The sequence below is a fragment of the Gordonia sp. NPDC003585 genome (genome assembly GCF_040610755.1).
Classification (GTDB): Bacteria; Actinomycetota; Actinomycetes; order Mycobacteriales; family Mycobacteriaceae; genus Gordonia.
Genome location: NZ_JBEXMX010000111.1, coordinates 1 through 14,097 on the forward strand (window position 1 = coordinate 1; position 14,097 = coordinate 14,097).

Here is a 14,097-nt window from a genome sequence, read left to right on the forward strand (position 1 = left end):
GGGCCGCGCGGTCGTCGGGCGATACCGACAACTCGGCGGCGAGGTCGATCGCCCCGACGGCGACCCGGACCACTCTGTCCACCGCGCTGATCTCCTGCGCCGCAAGGACTCCGCGCGCCGTTTCGATCAACGGGATGACCGGCGCCTTCGATTGCGTGGCGATCGAGGCGAGCCGGGCGGGATCGGACGCCTTGGCGGGCATGACGGCAGCGCCCCGCTCGATGATCATGGCCACATCGTCTGTGTGCCAGTCGGTATCGGAAGCATTGATGCGCACCACTGCCTCGTTCCCGGCGGCCAGCCACGCTGCAGCATGCTCGCGGGCGGCTTCCTTGTCGGCCGGCGACACCGCGTCCTCGAGGTCGATGACGACGACGTCGGCTCCGGCAGCGGCCGCCTTGTCGAAGCGTTCGGGTCGGTTACCGGGCACGAACAGGAAGCTGCGTGCGTCGGCGATGGCCAAGGTCATGACAGCGTCACCGTGCCCTCGGCATGGACTGTTTCGGCTCCCGAGACAACCCGCACGGCAACGGTATTGCCGTCGGACGGATTGCCCTCGACGCGGAAACGATCACCAAGAAACAGAGGTCGCTTCAGACGGAAGTCGAAGGAGCTCATCGTCTTTCCATCGGCGTATAGGCGAGCGAGATCGGCCATGTAGTTGGCAAGGAGCGGACCGTGGACGACGAGGTCGGGGTAGCCCTCGACGTCGGTGGTGTAGGGGAGGTCGTAGTGAATCCGATGGGCGTTCGAGGTCAGGGCGGAGTACCGGAACAGCAGCGGTGCAGTCGGAGTCGGCTCCGCGCTCCACACGGTCCCGCTGGGTGTCAGATCTTCGACGAGGCGTTCCACGGGGCGGGCCGTGGAGTTGTCGCTGCGGTAGACGAGATCTTGTTCCTCGATGAGCGCCGTCGCCCCGTCCTGCCGGTACTCGCTGCGCACGGTGACGAAAAGCATTGCACCCGAGCGGCCGTGCTTCTCCTTGACCGACGCGAGACTCGAGTGCTTCTCCGTCGGCACGTCGAGACGCAACGGCGTGGTCACGGACATGCGCGAGCCCGCGAACATCCGCCGGCGGTGGGGGATCGGCGGCAGAAAATGACCGTCTCGGGGGTGCCCATCTGCGCCGAGGGCATCGGTGGGCGGCCACTGCGAGAAGTAGATCCAGTGCCAGGGCATGGGAAGTTCGCTCCCCGAACCGAACGCGTCCTCGGTACCGAGTGTCGCCGCCAGTCGCTGTGCTTGCGCCGGGTCCAGGACGTCGTGCTCGACCACGGGTCCGGGGGTCCACTCGGTGATGTGGGAACTCAGGGTCGCCTCGTCGGCGGTCGTGGTATCGCTCATGGTCATTGGCCTTTCGCTGTCGGGTCGGGACTCTGAAGGACGCCATCGGCGAGAAGTCGCTGGATCGTCGCATCCTCGACGCCGAGTTCGTGGGCCAGCGCGACACTGTGTTCACCCAGTGCGGGAACGGGATCCATGCGAGCCTCGTCGGATCCGATGCTGATCGGGGGCAGGAGTGCGCGGACCTTTCCCGATTCGGTGCTGACGTTGCGCCACCGGTCGCGCCCTTCCAGAACCGGGTGGGCGATGAATTCTTCCACTGTGTTGACTCCGGCAAAGGCGATGCGTGCGGTGGTCAGCCGCTCGGCGAGGGTGTCGGTACTCAGATCCGAGAAGTGGTTAGCTACAACATGATTAAGTGCATCTCGGTTGGCGACGCGCAGCGAATTGGAGGTGAATCGCGGGTCTAGCGCCAGGTCGGCATCGTCGAAGACGATGGTGCACAGCCGCTGCCATTCCGGTTCGTTCTGGATGGCGAGGAGAACGACGTGATCGTCGGCCGCGGTAAACGGTCCGTACGGGGCGATGGTGGCGTGCTGGGCGCCGAAGCGGCCGGGCTGGCGCCCGGACCCGGCGGTGAAATGCATGGGCTGGCCGATCCATTCGGCGAGGGCTTCGAAGAGGGAGACCTCGAGTGTCGCGCCGTCGCCGGTGCGTTCACGGTGGAACAGGGCGGCGAGAACGCTGGAGAAGCCGTACATGCCGGCCGCGATGTCGGCGACCGAGACCCCGGCCTTGGCCACCTCGTCCGGGGTGCCGGTCAGGGAGACGAGACCGGTCTCGCACTGGACGAGCAGGTCGTAGGCCTTGCGGTCGGCCCACGGGCCGGTCGAACCCCAGCCGGTGATGGACAGGACGATCTTTCTCGGGTCCTGCGCTCGGATCTCCTCGGCACCGAGACCCAGCCGCTTGGCGGCGCCGGGACCGAGATTCTGCACGATGACATCGGCCTGGGCGGCGAGCTCGTGCAGAAGCGCTTGTCCGGCCTCGGACTTCACATCGAGCGCGATCGATTCCTTGGACCGGTTGAGCCACACGAAGTAGCTCGCGAGGCCGTTCACCGATTCGTCGTACTGGCGGGCGAAGTCGCCGGATCCGGTGCGTTCGACCTTGATCACGCGTGCGCCGAGATCGGCGAGCTGTCGGGTCGCGAATGGCGCGGCGACCGCGTGTTCCAGTGAGAGAACGGTGATTCCGTGTAGCGGAAGCACTTCAGAGGTCGATTCCGCCGCGCTTGACGAGTTGCTTGGCGATCACACCCTGCTGGATCTCGTTGGTGCCCTCGCCGACGATCATCAGCGGCGCATCCCGGAAGTACCGCTCGACGTCGTACTCGGTGGAGTATCCGTAGCCGCCGTGAATGCGGACCGCGTCGAGCGCGATCTCCATCGCCGTCTCCGACGCGAACAGCTTCGCCATGCCGGCTTCCATGTCGACGCGTGCGCCGGTGTCGAAACGCTCGGCCGCGTCGAGCAGAAGACTGCGTGCCGCATAGAGTTTGGTGCCCATGTTGGCGAGCATGTTGCCCACCGACTGGTGCTTCCAGATCGGGACGCCGAAGCTCTCACGGTCTTGGGCGTATTGCAGTGCGTCGTCGAAGGCGGCTCGTGCGACGCCGGTTGCGCGTGCGGCGACCTGCAGCCGGCCGACCTCGAGGCCCTTCATCATCTGCGCGAAGCCCTTGCCCTCGACCCCGCCGAGCAGGGCGTCGGCGGGCACCCGGGCGTCGACGAAGTTCAGCTCGCAACTTTCCACACCCTTGTAGCCGAGCTTCGGAAGATCCTTGGACACTTCGAATCCGGGCACCTTCTCCACGAGCAGGATGGAGACACCCGTGTGGGCGGGCTGCGCCGTCGGGTCGGTCTTGCACAGCAGCGCGACCAGTCCGGCCTTGCGCGCGTTGGAGATCCACGTCTTGGAGCCGTTGATGACGTACCCGTCGTCGTCGGCCACCGCGGAGGTGCGCATTGCCTGCAGGTCCGAACCGCCGCCGGGTTCGGTGAGTGCCATCGTCGCGCGCAGTTCGCCGGTGGCCATGCGCGGCAGATACTTCCCCTTCTGCTCTTCGGTGCCGAAGCGCAGGATCAGCTTGGACACCACGGTGTGACCACCCATCGCGCCGGCCAGACTCATCCACCCGCGCGCGAGTTCCTCGGTCACTTGCACGTAGCAGGGCATCGAGACCTCGGCGAACCCGTAGGGCTCCGGGATGGCCAGGCCGTAGATCCCCATCGCCTTCATCGTTTCGATGAGGTCTTCGGGGTAGGTGTTGGCATGCTCGAGATCGCGGGCGACGGGCCGGACCTGCTTGTCGACGAAGTCTCGGACGGTCTTGACGATGGCGTGTTCCTCGGCAGACAGGGTGATCATGGCGGTTCCTTAGGCGACTGGGCGGTCTATGGAAAATAGTCTATAGAGTTTGGGTGATTTTGTCACCCCTCCCGCCCGGCTGCCGTTTGATCGCCCCGAACTACTGTGGGGTGATGACGACCACTGACGGTTCGGAACAGCCCGCCCACCCCGCGTACGGGACATTGCGCGAGGTCACCCCGTTCGCGTCGGTGATCCTGTGCGACAACCCCGGGATGATGGAGCTCGACGGCACCAACACCTGGGTGTTGCGAGCGCCGGGAAGTGACGAATGCGTCGTCGTCGATCCGGGTCCGCCGAAGCACAAGGGGCACGCGAAGGATCTCGCGGAGCTGCCCGGGGTGGCGCTCACGCTGATCACGCACCGCCATTTCGACCACGTCGGCGGAATCGACCGCCTGCACAAGCGGACCGGTGCGCCGACACGGGCGTTGTCACGCAAGCACACCCGCGACGCCGATCCGCTGCGCGACCGCGAGGTGATCGAGGCCGCGGGCCTGAAGATCACCGTGCTGCACACGCCCGGCCACACCGGCGACTCGGTCAGCTTCCTCGTCGAGCACGACGATGAGCGTGCCGTGATCACCGGCGACACCATCCTGGGCAGCGGCACCACCGTTCTCGACCCCCGGGACGGCACGCTGCGGGATTACATGAACTCGCTCAACCGGCTCATCGTCGAAGGCGACGGTGCGACGCTGCTACCCGCACACGGACCCGATCACCCGGACCTCGGCCCGGTCGCCCGGTTCTACAAGGCGCATCGCGAGGAGCGGATCGATCAGATCGTCGCGGCCCTCGAGGACATGGACGTCTCGGCCAAGAAGGCGAAACCGATGAAGGTGGTCCGCAAGGTGTACCGCGACGTCGACAAGAAGCTGTGGCCGGCCGCACGGATGTCGGTCAAGGCGCAGTTGGAGTATCTGCGGGAGAGCTGACCGACAAAAGTAGGGGAAGAAGTTTCTTCCCCGAGGTTCGGAGTCCTCCCCTAGCAAATTCGCGGGGAAGACACCGAAAGTAGGGAAGCGGTTCTTCCCCTACCTTTTGTGCCAGTGCGTCAGCGCGCGCGACGAGCCAGTCGTTCGGAGTCGGCGATCAAGACGCTCTTGCCCTCCAGGCGCAGCCAGCCGCGCTGAGCGAAGTCGGCGAGTGCCTTGTTGACGGTCTCGCGCGAGGCGCCGACGAGCTGAGCGATCTCTTCCTGGGTGAGGTCGTGGGTGACGCGCAGTGCGCCACCCTCCTGGGTGCCGAAGCGCTGGGCGAGCTGCAGGAGCTGCTTGGCGACACGTCCGGGGACGTCGGTGAAGATGAGGTCGGCCAGGTTGTTGTTGGTGCGGCGCAGGCGGCGGGCCAGGACGCGAAGGAGCTGTTCGGCGATCTCCGGGCGGTCCTTGATCCAGGCGCGCAGGTCGTCGCGGTCCATCGACACGGCGCGGACCTCGGTCACCGTCGTCGCCGACGATGTACGTGGGCCGGGGTCGAAGATGGAGAGCTCGCCGAACATGTCGGACGGACCCATGATCGTCAGCAGGTTCTCGCGACCATCCGCCGAGCGTCGGCCGACCTTCACCTTGCCGGACAAGATGATGTACAGACGGTCGCCCGGCTCACCCTCGTGGAAGATCACATGCCCGCGAGGAAAGTCGACAGGCTGCAGCTGCTTGGTCAGCGCCGCGACGGCAGAGGGCTCGACGCCCTGGAAAATGCCTGCCCGCGCCAGTACTTCTTCCACCTAGGGAGCCTTTCTCATCTTGTCCATAGATCACGTGTGGGTCAGATTGCGACCGCACACGTCGAGCAACGCTACTCTCGCCCCCAGCATAGGTGTTGAATGGGTCACTTGCGGTGACGCGGCAGGTGTGTCCACCGAGTTTGATGCTGTGACCGGTCGGGAACGTCGCTCGCCTGAGGAGATTAGCTGGCGCGTTGCGGTGAACGGCGGGGTTCGTCGAATTCGGCGTCGGCGGCGTCGAGCTGACCGGTGGCGGTCTCATGCTTGGTGACACGACGATTGCGAAGCTCGTCGTGAGCTGCGGGAAAACCCTCCCTGGCCAGGGTGTCGACGTCGGCGGCGTCGGCCGTCTCGAGGAACTCCTCGACATCGTCGCGGGTGACGTTCAGGCGATCGAGGCGTGCCTGCACCTTGTCCATCGCCATGGCGAAAAGCATGAGGACGGCCGGGAACAAGAGCGCGGCTAGACCTTGCATGGGCACCAGTAAACACAATGCGCCCGACAAGCTCGGCATTGAGGAGGCGGAAGTCACTGAGTTGTTACCTACCGTTCGAGTCCGCCGCGCGCAGGAGTCGCGACGGTGGTCCTGCCACGAGACCCGGCTAACCTGAACGATGTGAGCGCACGTAAGACGGAAACCCACCTGGGTCTCGTCCGTCGTGCGCGGCGGATGAATCGGACGCTGAAGGTGGCGTTTCCGCACGTCTACTGCGAACTCGACTTCACCACTCCGCTGGAACTGTCGGTCGCCACGATCCTCTCTGCCCAGTGCACCGATGTGCGGGTCAACATGGTCACACCAGCGCTGTTCGCGAAGTACCGCACCGCCGCCGACTACGCCGGCGCCGACCGCACCGAACTCGAAGAGATGATCCGGACCACCGGCTTCTACCGCAACAAGGCGAATTCGATCATCGGACTCGGCCAGGGGTTGCTGGAGCGGTTCGACGGCGAGGTCCCGTCGACCCTGAAAGAGCTGGTCACGCTGCCCGGGTTCGGGCGCAAGACGGCCAACGTGGTGCTCGGCAACGCGTTCGGTGTTCCCGGGATCACCGTCGACACCCACTTCGGGCGCCTTGTCCGTCGGTGGGAGTGGACCGAGGAGACCGATCCGGTGAAGGTCGAGCACGCCGTCGGCGAACTCATCGAACGCAAGGAGTGGACGGACCTCTCGCATCGGGTGATCTTCCACGGTCGTCGGGTGTGTCATGCGCGCAAACCCGCGTGTGGGATCTGCATCCTCGCCCGGGATTGCCCGTCGGTGGGTGCCGGGCCCATGGACAAGGCCGAAGCGGCCGCGCTGGTGAAGGGGCCGGAGACCGACCACCTCCTCGAACTGGCGGGACTGTCGGCGTAGTGAACGACACCTCGACCACACCCGAGCCGGGCTCGGCGACCGAACCTCCCCACGATGGCGAAACCCGACGGCCATCGCGGTTCCCGCCCGCAGCCCGCTGGACGCTGGTCTTCGTCGTCGTCATGCTCGCGTTGATCGTCGCCATCTGGCCGCGCGGCGAAGACCCGGAACCCGCGAAGAACACCACGCCGATCGCGACCGGACCCCGTGCCACCGACGCCCCGGTCAGCGATGCCGAACTTGCGCGGGCCCGACAGGACGCGGCCATCGACCCATGTCCGACGTCGGATGCGGCGCCGGGACCCGACGCCGTGCTGGCCGGTGTCGTCGCGCCGTGCCTTGCCGACGGCACCCCCATCGACGTCGGAGCCGCGACCGCCCAGAAGCCGCTGGTCATCAACATCTGGGCGACCTGGTGTCTGCCGTGCCGCAAGGAACTGCCGTACTTCGAGCAGTTCACCCGACGCGCGGGAGACCGCGTCGACGTGATGGGTGTGCACGCCCAGCAAGGCGCGAGCAGTCAGGTACTGATCTTGAAGTATCTGAGCGAGAACGGCATTCACCTGCCGAGCGTGCTGGACACCGATGGCAAGGTGTCGGCCGCGCTCGGGGCGCCGCCGGTCTTTCCGTCGACGATCTTGGTGCGTCCCGACGGCACCGTGGCGGGGATCCTCCCGATCCTGTTCCACAGCCCCGACGAGATCGCCGCGGCCGTCTCCCGTTATCTCGGGGTGACGGTGTGACCGGCCCGGAGCCGCAGATCGGGGCGCTCGTCGACGACGCGGAGATCCCGCCGTGGATGCGAGCGCTGACCGGCGATGTGGACAAGGTGAGTGAGAGCGTCCTCAACCGCGGCGGTGATCGCACCCGGTGGGCGGCCATGTTCAACCGCAACCGGCGCTCGGCCGCGGTGTTGGTGCTGTTCTCCGGCAGCTGGGACCCCGACCCCACCCGCGCCGGGGGCCTACCGCACGACGCGGAGGTGCTGCTGACCGAGCGGGCCCCGACCCTGCGTCAGCACAGCGGTCAGGTGGCCTTCCCGGGTGGCGCCGCCGACCCCGGAGACGAGTTCCCGGTCGGCACCGCGCTGCGCGAGGCCACCGAGGAGACCGGGCTCGACGCGTCCGGCGTCCACGTCGTCGCCAATCTGCCGACCTTCCCCGTGCCGCCGTCGGGTTTCGACGTGATGCCGGTCGTCGCGTACTGGCGCGAGCCGAGCGAGGTGCGCGTCGTCGACGAGGGTGAGACAGCGCGGGTCGCACGGGTCAACATTCGCGAGATGCTCGCGCCGCACAACCGGTTCCAGGTTCGACGGTCCATCCTGGGCGGACGGGTGTATCAAGGGCCCGCGTTCTTTGTCGACGGCCTGCTCGTCTGGGGTTTCACCGGCGGTCTGATCGCGGCCATCAGCGACGCGGCCGGCTGGGACGTGCCCTGGGACACCGACGACGTCCGACCGCTCGACGAGATGATCGAACTGGCCGGCAGCCGTCAGCAGTCGGGCTTTTCGGCGGTACATCCGGAGTGGCTCGGGCACACACCGGACGGTCCGACGGGCGGAACGCGATGACCGGATCCGGCTGGGTCGACCTCATCTTGATCGTGGTGGCGCTCCTGGCCGCCGCGAGCGGCTACCGCCACGGTGCGGTGGCGTCGGCGCTGGCGTTCATCGGCGTAGCGCTCGGCGCTGTCGCGGGACTGCTGCTCGCGCCGCATCTGATGTCGCGTTTCGTCGACGTACAGGTGCGCCTGGTGGTCGGGGTGGCGCTCATCCTCGTGCTGGTGATCGTCGGCGAGGTTGCCGGGATGGTGCTCGGCCGCGCCGCACGCAGCGGGATTCGCTCACCGGGAGCACGCGCTGTCGACAGTGGTGTCGGATCGTTACTTCAGGTGGTGGCGGTGCTTCTGGCAGCCGGACTGCTCGCCATCCCGTTGCGTGAATCCGCCGAACCCACGATCGCCCAGGCGGTCGACGATTCGAAGGTGCTCGGCGGGGTGGAGGTCCTCTCGCCGCAATGGGTCAAGGATCTGCCGAGCGACTTCAAGGCGCTGGTCGAGAGCTCCGGGATTCCCAAGATCCCGTACCTGAGCACCACCGGCAACGTCGATCCGCCCGACCCCGCGCTGCTGCAGCTACCGGCGGTCTCCCAGGCCAGGCCCAGTGTGGTGAAGATCGAGGGGGTCGCCCCCAGTTGCCGTCAGGCGCTCGAGGGCAGCGGCTTCGTGGTGTCGGCGGAGCGGGTGATGACCAACGCCCACGTCGTCGCGGGTACGACGCGCCTCGAGGTCGAAACGTCCGAGGGTGAGAAGTTGCGGGCGAAGGTCGTGCTGTTCGATCCCCAGAACGACATCGCCGTCCTCGACGTCTCGGGACTTCGGGCGCCGGCGCTCAAGTTCGCCGAGCGCCCGGCGCAACCCGGCGACGACGCGGTCGCACTCGGCTTCCCCGAAGCCGGCCCCTTCAACGTCAGCCCCCTGCGTGTCCGCAAGGTGTTCATGCACACCGGCGAGAACATCTACCAGACCGGGAACGTGACACGCGAGGTATATGCGGTGCGCGGTGTCATTCGACAGGGCAATTCCGGTGGTCCGCTGCTGAATTCGGACGGCGACGTGCTGGGTGTCGTGTTCGGTGCGGCCGAGGACCCCGCCGACGAGACCGGTTTCGCGTTGACCGCGGCGCAGGTCCAGACCGACTTCGCCCGCTCCGAGAATGGCCCCAACAACCGGGTCAGCACGCAGTCGTGCGTGCACCTCGAACCGGGCGGCTGATCGTCGGCGGGCTGCTCTTCGAGTCAGCGACCCACCCGCCGACCTCGTCGGCGATCGTGGAGGCGGGAAGGCGGGTCGGGCCGGTGGCCAAGATCGGGCCCCTGAGGGTGGTCCTCCGGGAATGTCCCGGAAGCGGACGCTGACGGGCCCGATCTCAGTCACCGCTTGTCGGTCGTCGCGTTCCGCCGAACTCGATGCCAGGCACACGCGCCCACAAAAAGTAGGGGAAGAACTCTCTTCCCCTACCCTTGGTGTCCTCCCCGCGAAAATTCTCGCGGAAGACTACGAACCTCGCGGAAGAAACTTCCTCCCCTATTTTTGGTGGGACGACCATGGCTGGTTCCTCGGCATTTACCCAGGTCAGAGCGGCGGTCACCAGACTCTTCGCGTCAGACCTCGCGCCGCAGGAGTTCGACGAGGTGGTCGGTGACGTCGGCGGGCTGCTCCTGATGGGCGAAGTGGGCGCTGCGCTCGATCGTCCGGTACTCCATGTGAGCAGCCCACCGGCCGCTCGCGGTCATGACGTCGCTGAGGATGAACGGGTCGTCGCGGCCGCGCAGGGCGAGTACGGGGATGTGCAGGCGCTGGTTCATCAGCTCCATGAAGCGGAACCCGTCGGGCCGGAACTGCGAGCGGAACGCCCAGCGGCGGTACTCCAGACTGCAGTGGGCGACGTAGGGGATCTGGATCGCCGACCGGTTGCGCGCGACGGTGTCGGCGTAGTCCTCGGTCTCCTGCCACGCGGCCGACGATCGGGTCGCGAAGTAGCCGGCGACGAACGCGCCGTCGTCGCGGGTCAGCTCACGTTCGCCGAGCTTCGGCAGCTGGTTGCGCAGGAAGCCGCCCAGGAACTCCGACCGTTGATCGCGCTCGCGTAACACGTTGTGGCGCAACGCACGTGGATGTGGCGAGGCGATCACCGCGATTCGGTCGACGACGCGTGGGTGCAGCGTCGCGGTGGCCCAGCAGACTAGCCCGCCGTCGGCGTGACCGACCAGTGTGGCCGTGCTGTGTCCCAGCGCGCGCACCAGCCCGTTGGTGTCGCCGGCGAGCGTCCAGCCGTCGTATCCGCGCGGTGGTTTGTCGGTGTCGCCGTATCCGCGGAGGTCGACGGCCACCGCCCGATAACCGGCGTCGGTCAGCGCGACGATCTGGTGACGCCAACTCCACCAGAACTCGCCGAAGCCGTGCAGCAGCAACACCAGTGGGCGGTCGGCGATGCCGCTCGTTTCGGCGGCTTCGACCGACCTGCTTCGCTCCGCTTCGACCGACCTGCTTCGCTTCGCTTCGACTGCATGAAACCGCACGCCGTTGGCGCGGACATCGAAATGGTGCCAGTCGCCCTCGATCCGCACACTCGACGGATCCGGCGGCGCGGTCACCGACGTGCGCCGGCGAACTCAGCCCTCACGAGCGGCCGGGATCTGTGGATGTGCCACCGCCTTGTCGGCGCCGCGGTGCGGCAACACCGTCGGTACCTCCTTGACGGTCTCGATCGTCTTGGCCGGTCCGCGCACCCGCTTGAAGAACAGGTAGCCGACGAACGCGGCGGCCGTTGTGATGATGATCAGCAGGACCAGCACGATCAGGTACGCGGCCCACTGCGGCAGCCAGATGTCGAGCAGCACCGCGAGGAAGATGAAGAAGAAGAAACTCGTGTAGAGGAGGAGGAGTCCGGCGCCGGCGAGCAGTGCGCCGCCCGCACCCGCCTTCTTGGCCTCGCCCATGAGCTCGGCCTTCGCAAGCGCGACCTCGGACCGGAACAGGGTGGACACGCTGGCGCTGGCGTCCTTGACCAGGCTGCCGATGCTCGGTTCACCACTCGGGCCGAGATTGGCGTCGGACAGCGGGATCGATGGGACCGAATCCTTGGCAGGGTCGGGCAGGCTCACAGCGTCCTCCGTTGATCGGGTGATGGCCCATATGTTGCCATGCGAACTCCGCGCGGGTTGCGGACCACCCACTCGAATGTGTCGAAGCGGGCGGTGCGCCGCCGGATGGGGGCTTCCGGCGGCGCACCTGTCTGGGACCCGGCGGCGCGGGTGTCGGGTGGGTCAGGCCTTGCGTGCGCGGATGGCCTCGAAGACCGACGGGTCGACGAGGGTGGAGGTGTCGCCGAGTTCGCGGCCCTCGGCGACGTCCTTGAGGAGGCGTCGCATGATCTTGCCCGAGCGTGTCTTGGGCAGTTCGGGGACGACGTTGATCTCGCGTGGTTTGGCGATCGGGGAGATCTCGACCGACACCTGTTGGCGCAGTTCGGCAATAAGGGTGTCCCCGGTGTCTTCCACACCCTCGCGCAGGATGACGAAGGCGACGATGCCTTGGCCGGTGGTCTCGTCGGCGGCGCCGATGACGGCGGCCTCGGCGACCCCGGAGTGTCCGACGAGCGCCGATTCGACCTCGGCGGTCGAGATGCGGTGCCCGGAGATGTTCATGACGTCGTCGACGCGGCCGAGGACCCACAGGGCGTGGTCGTCGTCGTAGCGGGCGCCGTCGCCGGCGAAGTACCAGCCCTGCTCGGCGAACCGCGACCAGTAGGTGTCGCGGAAGCGTTCCTCGTCGCCCCAGATGCCACGCAGCATCGACGGCCACGGCTCGTCGAGCACGAGGTAGCCCTGCTCGCCGGCCCCGACCGGGTTGCCCTGGTCGTCGACGATGTTGGCCGAGATGCCGGGCAGCGGCTTCATGGCCGAGCCGGGTTTGGTGGCGGTGACGCCGGGCAGCGGGGCGATCATGATGGCGCCGGTCTCGGTCTGCCACCAGGTGTCGACGATGGGTGCCGTGTTGCCGCCGATGACCTCGCGGTACCACTTCCAGGCCTCGGGGTTGATGGGTTCGCCCACCGATCCGAGCAGGCGGACCGACGACAGATCGTGAGCGTCGGGGATCTCACGTCCCCACTTCATGAAGGTGCGGACCAGGGTCGGCGCGATGTAATAGATGGTGACGCCGTACTTTTCGATGATCTCGAAGTGGCGGTGTTCGTTGGGCGAGTTCGGGGTGCCCTCGTAGACCACCTCGGTGGCGCCGTTGGAGAGCGGACCGTAGACGAGGTAGGAGTGTCCGGTCACCCAGCCGATGTCGGCGCCGCACCAGAAGACGTCGTGGCCTTCCTTGTGGTCGAAGACGTAGTGGAAGGTGTAGCTGGCCTGGGTGAGGTAGCCGCCCGAGGAATGCACGATGCCCTTGGGCTTGCCGGTGGTGCCGGAGGTGTACAGCAGGAACAGTGGGTGCTCGGCGTCGAACGCCTCGGGTTCGTGTTCGGTGGACTGCTCGTCGACGGTGTCTTCCCACCACACGTCGCGGCCCTGCACCCAGTTCATGTTCGGGTCGTGGTTGGTGCGACGCACCACGAGGACCTTCTCGACGGACTCGGCGGCGTCGTCGCCGGTGCCGAGCGCGTCGTCGACCTGCGTCTTCAGCGGTGCCGGCTTGCCGCGCCGGTACTGGCCGTCAGTGGTGATGACGAGTTTGGCGGATGCGTCGTCGACGCGGGAACGCAGTGCGCCGGAGGAGAATCCGGCGAACACCACCGAGTGGGTGAGCCCGAGGCGGGCACACGCGAGCATCGAGATCAGGGCTTCGGGGACCATCGGCATATAGATGGCCACACGGTCGCCGGTCTGCAAACCGATCGAGGCGAAGTAGTTGGCCGCCTTGGACACCTCGTCCTTGAGCCGGCTGTAGGTGATGTCGCGGGAGTCGCCCGGTTCGCCGACCCAGTGGATGGCCACCCGGTCGCCCTTGCCCGCTGCGACATGCCGGTCGACGCAGTTGTAGGCGACGTTGAGTTTGCCGCCGACGAACCACTTCGCGAACGGTGCGTCCGACCAGTCGAGGACCTGGTCGAAGTCGGTGTCCCAGTCCAGTCGGCGGGCTTGCTCGGCCCAGAATTCCAGCCGGTCGGCGTCGGCGCGGTCGTACAGTGCGGCGGTCGCGTTGGCCTGTGCCGCGAACTCCTCCGACGGGGGATAGGTGGTGGGCGAAGCGGTGGACTGGGATGCGGAGGACATGGTCTGGCGTGAGCCTTTCACTCTCGGCGACTCGCCCGCGTCACCGGCGTGGTGACGAGGCGTCGTGACGGGCACTTATTGTGAGGGTAGTCACGTTGGAATCTCGTTGCAGGTGCCTGTCGGACCGAGCGTCGGGTATTCGCGGTGAGCGGTGTCACAGCCGCGACGAGCGGCGCGTGCGGACGTTGGTGAACCCCCGCTGGTCGAGGAGCGACGTGCGAGCTCGCGAGCCCGACGCATCTCGAGACCACTAGGGTCGACCTTGTGAGTTCGGACCCGTTGGCACCACTGCTCGACCTGCCGGGTGTCCGCGACGCCGCCGACAAGGCTCGCGATGCTCTGTCGGCGGTGCATCGGCATCCGGCCAACCTGCGTGGTTGGGACAAGACGGCCACCGAGGCGTCGTGGCGCGCGGGACGGTCGTCGGCCGCCATCGACGGCGGCAGCGTGGAACTGCGGCGCGACGGCGACTTCGACGATCCCATCCTCGCGGGTGCGATGCGGGTGG

Annotated in this window: 14 protein-coding genes and 1 pseudogene; 6 read left to right on the top strand and 9 right to left on the bottom strand. The window is 67.0% G+C overall.

Annotated elements, in window-relative coordinates; genetic code table 11:
* The 4 genes from ABZW74_RS22135 to ABZW74_RS22150 form a co-directional block, all read right to left on the bottom strand.
* A partial coding sequence (locus ABZW74_RS22135) for an aldolase/citrate lyase family protein (RefSeq protein WP_355279384.1) occupies positions 1–469 on the bottom strand: 469 nt, incomplete at its 3' end.
* The gene (locus ABZW74_RS22140; RefSeq protein ID WP_240856195.1) at positions 466–1,344 is read right to left on the bottom strand and encodes a hypothetical protein; all 879 of its coding nucleotides are present in this window, start codon (positions 1,342–1,344) and stop codon (positions 466–468) included. The genes ABZW74_RS22135 and ABZW74_RS22140, both read right to left, overlap by 4 nt.
* Positions 1,345–1,346: 2 nt before the next feature.
* Complete coding sequence (locus ABZW74_RS22145) at positions 1,347–2,555, bottom strand: CaiB/BaiF CoA-transferase family protein (RefSeq protein WP_240856194.1); 1,209 nt, start codon at positions 2,553–2,555, stop codon at positions 1,347–1,349.
* A gap of 1 nt (position 2,556) precedes the next feature.
* On the bottom strand, positions 2,557–3,714 hold the full coding sequence (locus ABZW74_RS22150; RefSeq protein WP_355279388.1) for an acyl-CoA dehydrogenase family protein: 1,158 nt from the start codon (positions 3,712–3,714) through the stop codon (positions 2,557–2,559).
* 113 nt (positions 3,715–3,827) lie between these two features.
* Here ABZW74_RS22150 and ABZW74_RS22155 point away from each other — a divergent pair, with 113 nt between their 5' ends.
* The gene (locus ABZW74_RS22155) at positions 3,828–4,652 is read left to right on the top strand and encodes an MBL fold metallo-hydrolase (RefSeq protein WP_240856192.1); all 825 of its coding nucleotides are present in this window, start codon (positions 3,828–3,830) and stop codon (positions 4,650–4,652) included.
* A 119-nt stretch (positions 4,653–4,771) separates the two neighbouring features.
* Here the strand turns inward: ABZW74_RS22155 and ABZW74_RS22160 are convergent, their stop codons facing one another.
* Together ABZW74_RS22160 and ABZW74_RS22165 are read right to left on the bottom strand one after the other, a co-directional pair.
* Positions 4,772–5,446 carry a Crp/Fnr family transcriptional regulator gene (locus tag ABZW74_RS22160; RefSeq protein ID WP_240856191.1) on the bottom strand — a complete coding sequence of 225 codons (675 nt, stop codon included), beginning with the start codon at positions 5,444–5,446 and terminating at the stop codon, positions 4,772–4,774.
* Positions 5,447–5,628: 182 nt separating this feature from the next.
* Entirely contained in the window at positions 5,629–5,922 is a 294-nt protein-coding gene (locus tag ABZW74_RS22165) for a hypothetical protein (RefSeq protein ID WP_355279391.1), read from the bottom strand.
* Positions 5,923–6,117: 195 nt separating this feature from the next.
* Between ABZW74_RS22165 and nth the strand changes: the two genes are divergently transcribed.
* Genes nth through ABZW74_RS22185 form a run of 4 tightly spaced genes read left to right on the top strand, consistent with a single transcriptional unit; the run spans position 6,118 to position 9,576 of the window.
* Positions 6,118–6,804, top strand: a complete 687-nt coding sequence (nth, locus tag ABZW74_RS22170; protein ID WP_240856315.1) for an endonuclease III — start codon at positions 6,118–6,120, stop codon at positions 6,802–6,804.
* Positions 6,804–7,547 carry a TlpA disulfide reductase family protein gene (locus ABZW74_RS22175; RefSeq protein WP_355279394.1) on the top strand — a complete coding sequence of 248 codons (744 nt, stop codon included), beginning with the start codon at positions 6,804–6,806 and terminating at the stop codon, positions 7,545–7,547. The genes nth and ABZW74_RS22175 overlap by 1 nt, the downstream gene beginning before the upstream one ends.
* Before the next feature lie 56 nt (positions 7,548–7,603).
* Positions 7,604–8,374, top strand: a complete 771-nt coding sequence (locus ABZW74_RS22180) for a CoA pyrophosphatase (RefSeq protein ID WP_355279401.1) — start codon at positions 7,604–7,606, stop codon at positions 8,372–8,374.
* Positions 8,371–9,576, top strand: coding sequence for a MarP family serine protease (locus tag ABZW74_RS22185; RefSeq protein WP_355279396.1), 1,206 nt, complete (start codon positions 8,371–8,373; stop codon positions 9,574–9,576). The genes ABZW74_RS22180 and ABZW74_RS22185 overlap by 4 nt, the downstream gene beginning before the upstream one ends.
* Before the next feature lie 389 nt (positions 9,577–9,965).
* Here ABZW74_RS22185 and ABZW74_RS22190 read toward each other — a convergent pair whose 3' ends face one another.
* The 3 genes from ABZW74_RS22190 to acs form a co-directional block, all read right to left on the bottom strand.
* Positions 9,966–10,958 carry an alpha/beta hydrolase gene (locus ABZW74_RS22190; RefSeq protein WP_240856187.1) on the bottom strand — a complete coding sequence of 331 codons (993 nt, stop codon included), beginning with the start codon at positions 10,956–10,958 and terminating at the stop codon, positions 9,966–9,968.
* Between the two features lie 18 nt (positions 10,959–10,976).
* A complete protein-coding gene (locus ABZW74_RS22195; protein WP_240856186.1) occupies positions 10,977–11,468 on the bottom strand; it encodes a phage holin family protein in 492 nt (163 codons plus the stop codon).
* 162 nt (positions 11,469–11,630) lie between these two features.
* Positions 11,631–13,589, bottom strand: a complete 1,959-nt coding sequence (acs, locus tag ABZW74_RS22200) for an acetate--CoA ligase (protein ID WP_240856185.1) — start codon at positions 13,587–13,589, stop codon at positions 11,631–11,633.
* 264 nt (positions 13,590–13,853) lie between these two features.
* On the opposite strand from acs, the pseudogene ABZW74_RS22205 reads away from it, so the two are divergent.
* Positions 13,854–14,097, top strand: a pseudogene (locus ABZW74_RS22205) (oxidoreductase); the annotation flags it as partial.

Excerpts from the sequence above, each read along its gene's own strand:
- ABZW74_RS22150 (WP_355279388.1), bottom strand. The coding sequence starts at position 3,714 with ATGATCACCCTGTCTGCCGAGGAACACGCCATCGTCAAGACCGTCCGA.
- ABZW74_RS22180 (WP_355279401.1), top strand. The coding sequence starts at position 7,604 with ATGCGAGCGCTGACCGGCGATGTGGACAAGGTGAGTGAGAGCGTCCTC.
- nth (WP_240856315.1), top strand. The coding sequence starts at position 6,118 with ATGAATCGGACGCTGAAGGTGGCGTTTCCGCACGTCTACTGCGAACTC.
- acs (WP_240856185.1), bottom strand. The coding sequence starts at position 13,589 with ATGTCCTCCGCATCCCAGTCCACCGCTTCGCCCACCACCTATCCCCCG.
- ABZW74_RS22140 (WP_240856195.1), bottom strand. The coding sequence starts at position 1,344 with ATGAGCGATACCACGACCGCCGACGAGGCGACCCTGAGTTCCCACATC.
- ABZW74_RS22185 (WP_355279396.1), top strand. The coding sequence starts at position 8,371 with ATGACCGGATCCGGCTGGGTCGACCTCATCTTGATCGTGGTGGCGCTC.
- ABZW74_RS22155 (WP_240856192.1), top strand. The coding sequence starts at position 3,828 with ATGACGACCACTGACGGTTCGGAACAGCCCGCCCACCCCGCGTACGGG.
- ABZW74_RS22165 (WP_355279391.1), bottom strand. The coding sequence starts at position 5,922 with ATGCAAGGTCTAGCCGCGCTCTTGTTCCCGGCCGTCCTCATGCTTTTC.